Origin of the sequence: Limnofasciculus baicalensis BBK-W-15, from assembly GCF_024178385.1 — a bacterium.
Lineage (GTDB): Bacteria > Cyanobacteriota > Cyanobacteriia > Cyanobacteriales > Coleofasciculaceae > Limnofasciculus > Limnofasciculus baicalensis.
In genome coordinates, this window is record NZ_JAMZMM010000047.1 from 1 (window position 1) to 7,580 (window position 7,580).

The following is a 7,580-nucleotide window of genomic DNA, read 5'->3' on the forward strand; positions in this document are numbered from 1 at the left end:
TATTTAATTCGTCTCAAGACACTTAAAGCACCAAATTTAAAACTATTGAAACCCACGGAGATAGATGATGAAACGAGAAGCCCTGGTTATCTTAGGAATTGGATCGATAGTTGCTGGAGGAATCCCGATCGCTCAAGCGCAATCCGGGATGCCATATAACTCAAACAATAGTGCCGTTACCCTGTCTGGCGAATCCCTCCGCACCGTTGAAAATCGCACAGTATCCGATGATTACCGTTCCTTTTTCCCTGGAAACTCCCAGAATTCACAGAATGGGAATGCCCAACCCACAGGAAACAACTCATTCCAACCCAGCTTGGAGTTAAACAATCGCCTCCAAATTGTGGTTGGGGATACCCTAAATTCTGGCGACTCTCTCGATTTGTTCCCAAATACTGGCGATGCTGGGGATCGTCAACGAGTCAAGTTACAAGTTCCCCTCAATGCGGAATAATCTGGAGGTAAGAGCTAAGAGGTAAAACTTAAAACTCTCTTCCTCATTACTTATTCCGCTCCCCTTCCAGATTAAGAAGTCACATATTCTCAGTTTGAACTCAAATCTTGCACCAGCAATAAAAACCGGGTTTCTTGCCACTGAGAAAGGTGAAACTATTGAAGGTTCCCAAAGAAACCCGGTTTTTTAGCTATGGATAGGGTAAGATCTCAGATCGAATCAACTTGTGTTAGCTTGATATATCTCTTGCCCAAGATAATCTCAAACTCGGTACCTGGCTCTACAGCTAGCCTTTTCGTATAGGCGGAACCAATCAACAAGTTCCCGTTAGACTGAACAGCAATCCGGTAACTAGCAGTACGTCCACCGCGTCTCCCTCCTTCCGTCTCATCTTGACTATCCAAGTCAATTCCCTGAGCCTCCATCAAAGCATTCAGGAAGCGCATTAAATTCACCCGTTCCACGCCATCTTTCGTGACAGTGGAATAGCCGCAAGCCTTAGCTTTATCTTCCCGACTTTTATCGCGCAAGTCTTGAATCTTGAGCAACAACTCCTCTCCCTCTAACGGGGTTTTTTTGGCATTCTTGGCAATCTTGTTAGACATTAATCTTTCCTCACTTTAAACTTGTTGGCATTTTTTACACAATATCCTGACCTTCAATCCCTAGATTTTGGTCGATCTGGTCTCAAAATCCGGGCAGGTTAAACAGGTATCCTGTCTTGGCGACAACTCAAACTTGTCCTGACAGTATCCAGAAATTTTAACACCAGTTGGTGTTAAAAAACTTAACAACCTTATTCAGGCAGGTTAAACAGGTATCCTGTTTTGGCGACAACTAAAACTTGTCCTGACAGTATCCAGAAATTTTAACACCAACTGGTGTGATAAAACCTAATCGCGTTACATTATTTGATCTAGAAGGAAAACGACTCCCTCAGTCCATCCTTGTTGAATCAAGAAAACCCTTTGTTTACCCAACCTCCTAACGGTAATGGATTATGGGATCTAAACAGGCAGATGAGATATCGACCAAGAGGTTGATAATGAGGAAGGATACCGAGACGAAAACTACTTCCTTCTGTACCACTCTTTGACAAAGCAAGAGTCAACAGCCCCTCCCACAAGGGGATGGGGCTTGTAAACTGTGACGCATTTTTAGTCAGCTTTTGCCATAAATAAACAAACTTTGGCTCGACATGAGAGCGAACTTTTTCCCACTCCTCAATTAAATAGTCAGGTTCAACAGAGAAATCGTGTTGTTCATCTTTAGTGACGAAGGGTTGATAGCAGTCACTAGTTTTCACCCGCCACTCTCATGACGGTGGCTTTCAAGATCGAGTTCGGCAGACTAGTGCGTCGGTTAAGGCGGAGTAGGAACTCTCCCCTCTCACCCGTCACCTGTCACCTCTTCAACGAATCATTGATTTTAATTATAAATATAATTGATACTAATTAATAGAAGTTTTATGCACGCAACCGTCAGGAAGTCAATATTAGGAAACTATGATGAAAACTCAACTTGACGGCCAATACCTGCAATAAGTATCAGCCCCCTGACCGACCTCATGCCATATAAGAATAACTAATTTAATATTCAATTAACAATTTCATTTTTAATCCCCTTTAACCTCTCCAGCTTTTTCTCGTAGTATCAGAAATGAAGCAAATACCACCTAGCCCGCCTGATTACATGCTTGTGCTAGATGTACCCCCTGTGCTTCATTAGGATTAATACTGCCGTTTCACATCAAAACCAGAGGAATACTAATGGCGAAGACTTACAAAGTTACCTTAAAAACCCCGGAAGGTACTCAGGAACTTAATGTTAAAGATGACGAGATCATTCTTGACGTAGCCGAAGAACAAGGTTTGGATCTTCCCTTCTCCTGCCGCGCTGGTGCTTGCTCGACCTGCGCGGGCAAACTGGAAAGTGGTACAGTTGACCAAGGAGATCAGTCTTTCCTCGATGACGATCAAATTGAGGCTGGGTATGTGCTAACCTGTGTAGCCATGCCTACATCAAATTGCGTCATCGTTACCCATAAAGAAGACGAACTGTACTAATACAGACAAAAACTGGGTTTCTTTGAAGAAACCCAGAAGAAACCCGGTTTCTCCAAGAAACCGGGTTTCTGGGCGTATTTTGCTAAAATTGCTAATTGCTCCTTTTAAATAACCGATCGAGTATAGATGGTTGGGCTTTGACTTCTTGAGCTGGTTGTCGCCAAAAAACAATTGAATCATCTAGAGGCTTAATTTGAGCGCCGGGATAGTAAAAACTGAGAATCTTCTCCCCTGACCAACCGAGTTTAGCTAAATTATATGAACCGTATTGACTCAATCCGACACCGTGTCCCATCCCACCACCAACAAAGGCATACCCTGTTAGTGTTTTCGCCTCATCATAGATCGGCTCCAGATAAAAAAGAGTACTTATGGGAGGAGTAAAGGCGCTGCGAACCTCATTTTTACGGAGTTCAACCACACCCTTATCAGTTTGCACCTTAAGAGTAAGAATACGTCCCGCAGGCGATCGCTCCACCACTTGCATCCGTACAATTTTGGTAAAGTTGGCAAGGGGGTTTTGGGTTCGTGTCAGATAGCGTTGCAAATCGGCGGTAATCTGTTCTAGATTATTTTCTCTACGCCAGCGGAAAAGCTCCCTACCACTTTCGTTAAATCCTTCCTTTAAATTAATAAACTCGCGGAAATTTTTTTCATCAGCTAAGGATTTTTGGGACAAATTCCAAACCGGATTAGGCGAGTCGATCGCAGCTTTAAGATAAGGACGTTCCGCACCATTCCAGGTATCAGAAAATGGTGAGATGACACCGCCAGAGGTGGCAGCATATAAAGCATCTACTAGCTCGTTGTTATAGGTTAACACCATCCCATTTGTGGCTGCGATCGCTTGATCTGCCCTAGCTACTGTGCCAGTTAGTCCCTTATATACCTGACAGTGGGTATCGGCACAGATTTCGTAGTTATCTGCCACAAATCGGCGCAGGTTCCGCAGAGCGTAGGTTCGAGCTAGAATAGTTTGAGCTTCTACTGCTGCATAAGGTGCGGCAGGTCCAATTTCATGAGGAACCACACCCCGCAGATAGGTTTCGATGGGAACTTGATTGACAAGAGTGTAGCTTCCGTAGGCATTAGGCTGAATTCTTAGAGATCCCCCATAAAGACGAGGATTTTTGTTATCCGCACCTTGACTCACCTGAATCAGATTTTTTCCGGCGGAAATCTCTAACCACCCTCTGGTATAACGATAACCATCTATGGAAAAAGATACCCGTTTCGCTCCTGGCAAAACTTGGGTTTCCAGACGGACATTTTTTTCGCCTTGGGCATTAAGATTTTGCAGTAGTAAGCGTCGCACTAAGGGGGTTGGATAGACATTTCGTTTCGCCCAAACCTGCCAACGTTCCGGTTGAACTATTTCTACCTCAACACCCCGTGCTTTCCACCGCGCAGCGTCATCTTCTGCTGTTTCAAAGGTAGCACGATCGCTGAGTACTAAACGTTCTTCCACAATCGGTTTCGGTAGCTGTTGCATCGCCATTTCTACCTTGACGCTGTTGGCTTGCACCGTTTTTGGTTCCATATTGCCTGCCAAAAACTTAAGCGTCAGGATATCCCCTGAAGTTGCTTCTAAGGTGAGCTGATCCGTAGCTTCATTACCAAAGCGCTGGATGATGCCCACTTTTAGCTCTACATTCTTCACGGTTGCTCCTGATGCCGAAGAGCCAACCACTAACGAGAAGCAAAGGGCTATCCAGAAGGTATTTGTTATTTGTTGTTTGTTATTTGTTATTTGTTGTTTGTCATTGGTCATTTGTTGTTTGTTATTTGTTGTTTGTTGTTTGTTATTTGTTGTTTGTCATTTGTCATTTGTCATTTGTTATTTGTCATTTGTTATTTGTCATTAGTTTATCAGAATTTTGGTAACTATCACGAAAAAAGTCAAGGGAAAACACCGTTGGCGTAGCCTGCGCTTCGCGCATACTCCGAACTCTTACCTCAAATTAATCTTCAGTAGCAGTCAAAAGTATTTCACCTTTCCTCATCCGTTTAGCAGCATCAAGTAGTGCTTCTTCCAAATAAGGCTTAGTGAAATAGCCACTTGCGCCAAGTTGAGATGCCATTTGCCGATGTCGTTTGGCACCGCGAGAGGTGAGCATGGCGATGGGTATCTGACTTAGTGTCTCATCTTTCTGAAGCCGAGAGAGTAATTCCAAACCGTCCATTCTGGGCATTTCAATATCACAGAAGACAATATCACAAGGGAGTCCCGATCGCAGTTTTTCCCAGGCTTCTTGGCCATCACGAGCCTGTTCAACTCGATACCCAGCTTTAGAGAAGGTGAGGGAGAGGAGTTCGCGAACAGTAATAGAGTCATCTACAATCAAGACCATCGGTTCATGTACAGTTTCTGTATCTTGGTCAGAGGGAATTTGGGGTTCATCCCTCAACCAAATCATGGCGCTATCTTTCCGCAGCCTTCCTAGGCTCAAGTCGATTAATTCCAGCACGTCGGCAATTGGCATAATTTTGCCATCCCCCAAGACTGTGGCTCCAGCAATTCCTACTGGTTTAGGTGCCGGACCTTCTAGTTGTTTAATTACGATTTCCTGTTCGCCTAAGACTTGATCTACCTGGATGGCGAGGAAGTTACCCGGGCTGCGTAAGACCACAATTGAGATCAGGTCGTCTTCCCGTTTACCCCCATAAACATTACCACGACTGAGCTGACGATTGTAAGCCAGGAGATCGGAGAGGGGTTGAAAGGTGAGGAGGGTATCGCGCCAGCGAATACAAGGTTTACCTTCCTCATTGATTTGAATGCGATCGCTCGGCAAATCGAACATGTCTTCTACCCCGTCTATGGGGAAGGCAATCCGCGCCCGCTCAGACAGACAGCAGAGGGCTTTACAAATACTCAGGGTGAGGGGCAAACGAATCGTAAATGTGGTGCCTTTGCCCAGGGTGGAATCAATATAAATATCACCTCGAATTTCACTTAAGCTGGTGCGGACTACATCCATACCAACACCGCGCCCTGAGAAGTCATCTGCTTGATCTTTGGTGGTAAAACCTGGGTGGAAGAGAAAGTCGTACAAATCCAAACGTGTGAGAGTTTTTGCTTCGGCGGGGGTAATCAATTTCTGCTCAATTGCCTTTCTCCTGATCCTTTCGGGATCGATACCTGCCCCATCATCGGAGATGGAAATGACGGTTTGGTTGCCCTGATGGAATGCGTTGAGAACAATTTGCCCCACGGCTGGTTTTCCAGCAGCTTTGCGGATATCTGGTGTTTCAATCCCGTGAGTTAGGGCGTTGTTAACCAGGTGAGTCATGGGATCGTTGAGGTGTTCGAGAATCATTTTGTCGATTAGGCTTTCCCTGCCATCAACACTTAATTGGGCTTCTTTGCCCAACTTCATGGAAATGTCACGCACTGCACGATGGAGTCTATCTGCATTTTGGGCAAAGGGTACCATTCGCGATCGCGTCAATCCTTCTTGGAGTTGGGTTGTTACCTGGCGCAAGTTGCGAGTTACCTGATCTGTTTCCTCGACTAAAAACTCGATATCAGATGCTGACTCTCGTACTTGGACAATTAGCTCGATCATTTCTTGGGAGAGCAAATGGAACCCGGTGAATCTGTCCATTTCCAGGGGGTGATATTCTACACCGCTGCTGTTATTGTTTTGGCTGCGATCCTCTGAATTGAATGAGGTTCTATAGTTGTGGTGACTAGCCAACAAAGAGCCTTCTAAAAGCGATCGCTCATACAAATCCCGCATTCTGGAGCCAACATCGCTGAGGGCGATTACTTGATGCTGTAAATTATCTAGAAACTGACGCAGGCGTTCTTGATCTTGCTCTAAACTATTGCGACTGACGACTAGTTCTCCCACTAGGTTACTCAGGCTGTCTAGGTGTTTTGCTGAGACTCGCATGTTCTGCTCAAACATTTTAATCCGCCGAGGTTGGGGGCGATTCTGTCGCTGATCTGAGCGATTTGTTGGCGTGCCACCCATGCTTTGTTCAGCTTGTTTGAGCATTTCTTCTAGTTCATCATCTAGGGAGTCTTGCGCTTGAGGTGTCTTGGCTGCTATTTCTTTTGATTTATTGGTTTGTTTCGGTGTTATTTCATCTAAGAGAGAGTCTAGGCGATCGAAGGAATCAGTATAATTTAAGCTAGGGGAGCCACTGGCAATAGTCGTATCTAAATCTAATAGGGCATCTAATTCATCTAACTCATTGATACTGGTACTGATACTTTGAGTATCTGGTGAATCTAGGAGGGCATCTAATTCATCTAACTCATTGATACTGTCACTGATATTTGGGATTCCTTGTCGATTTAATAGGGCATCCAATTCATCTAATTCATTTATTTCTTCCCAGTTAACTGCTCCTTTTATTGAATCTTTATTTGTATTTAATTCTGCTGGTACGCCTGATTCATACACCTCGTTATACACCACATCTTCCTCCCAATTTAAGTCATCTATGGATGATCCTGACAAGGATGGATATTCTGAAATATTATCAGTGGCTTCACCGAATAATGCTTCTAAGTTTTCACGATCTGATTGAGTCGGTTGTGGAATTTCTTCCCAATCAAATAGTCGGGTTTCTGCTTCCCTTTCAGGATTTAACTCTATTTCCGGATCTGAAGTCTGTCCAATTAACAAATCTTCATCCCAATTGAGATCGCCTATAATTGATGACTCTGATAAAGATGAATCCGCTGATAAATCATCTGTTGTCTCACTAAATAACGCTAATAAATCTTGATTATCTACTGGACTTATTTCTATGTTTTCGTTTCCATCAAACAGTTCAACTTCTATCTTATTGTCTGTTTGTAACTGTATTTCTGTTTCTGACTCCGATCTCTCACTGGTGAAGAAATCTTCATCCCAACTCAACTCATCAGTGGCTGCTTCTAATAAAGATGGAGAGTTGGGCAACTCATCTGTTGCTTCACCAAATAAAGCTTCTAAATCTTCATGTGCTGCTGGTTGATTTTCGGGAATTTCGTTCCAATCAAATAATCCTATTTCTACTTCCGTTTCTCTTTGATACTCAACTTGTTTATATGTGTCTGATGC

At 43.9% G+C, this 7,580-nt stretch carries 6 protein-coding genes; 2 read left to right on the forward strand and 4 right to left on the reverse strand.

All coding sequences use genetic code 11. From position 1 onward, the window contains the following. The first annotated feature begins 64 nt into the window (after nucleotides 1-64). Nucleotides 65-454 (forward strand): hypothetical protein, encoded by a 390-nt coding sequence (locus NJ959_RS07205; protein ID WP_254011076.1) that lies wholly within the window; start codon nucleotides 65-67, stop codon nucleotides 452-454. Nucleotides 455-663: 209 nt separating this feature from the next. Here the strand turns inward: NJ959_RS07205 and NJ959_RS07210 are convergent, their stop codons facing one another. Both NJ959_RS07210 and NJ959_RS07215 read right to left on the reverse strand, forming a co-directional pair. Further along, entirely contained in the window at nucleotides 664-1,059 is a 396-nt protein-coding gene (locus NJ959_RS07210) for an AbrB family transcriptional regulator (RefSeq protein ID WP_254011077.1), read from the reverse strand. Nucleotides 1,060-1,409: 350 nt separating this feature from the next. After that, a complete protein-coding gene (locus NJ959_RS07215) occupies nucleotides 1,410-1,760 on the reverse strand; it encodes a hypothetical protein (protein WP_254011078.1) in 351 nt (116 codons plus the stop codon). 463 nt (nucleotides 1,761-2,223) lie between these two features. Between NJ959_RS07215 and NJ959_RS07220 the strand changes: the two genes are divergently transcribed. Beyond that, nucleotides 2,224-2,520: a ferredoxin gene (locus NJ959_RS07220; RefSeq protein WP_254011079.1), complete on the forward strand. Its 297-nt coding sequence runs from the start codon at nucleotides 2,224-2,226 to the stop codon at nucleotides 2,518-2,520. A gap of 91 nt (nucleotides 2,521-2,611) precedes the next feature. On the opposite strand, the gene NJ959_RS07225 is transcribed toward NJ959_RS07220, so the two are convergent. Continuing rightward, nucleotides 2,612-4,291, reverse strand: a complete 1,680-nt coding sequence (locus NJ959_RS07225; RefSeq protein WP_254011080.1) for a SpoIID/LytB domain-containing protein — start codon at nucleotides 4,289-4,291, stop codon at nucleotides 2,612-2,614. A gap of 190 nt (nucleotides 4,292-4,481) precedes the next feature. Then, nucleotides 4,482-7,580 (reverse strand): hybrid sensor histidine kinase/response regulator (locus NJ959_RS07230; RefSeq protein ID WP_254011081.1); only part of this gene is annotated, 3,099 nt, incomplete at its 5' end.